The organism is Pseudoalteromonas sp. S1612 (assembly GCF_005887175.1).
In the GTDB taxonomy this organism is placed as follows: Bacteria; Pseudomonadota; Gammaproteobacteria; order Enterobacterales; family Alteromonadaceae; genus Pseudoalteromonas; species Pseudoalteromonas undina.
This window is the reverse complement of sequence record NZ_PNDH01000201.1, coordinates 1-219: the sequence shown is the minus strand read 5'-3', so window position 1 is coordinate 219 and position 219 is coordinate 1. Positions and strand designations below refer to the sequence as shown.

1 pseudogene is annotated in these 219 nt (G+C 51.1%); it reads left to right on the top strand.

Features of this window, described 5'->3' with window-relative positions:
* Positions 1–219, top strand: a pseudogene (gene fusA, locus CWB78_RS18695) (elongation factor G); the annotation flags it as partial.

Sequence of the window (219 nt, the reverse complement as noted above, 5' to 3'; positions counted from 1 at the left end):
GCTATATTTACGCTGGAGCGTATGGAGGGCCCAGAACCAGTAATCTCGGTTGCTCTTGAGCCGCGCACAATCGCTGACCAGGATAATCTGGGTATCGCGCTAGGAAAACTCGCTGCAGAAGATCCATCTTTCCGCGTACAAACTGACGCAGAATCAGGCCAGACTCTTATCTCTGGCATGGGCGAACTTCACCTTGATATCCTTGTCGACCGTATGAAA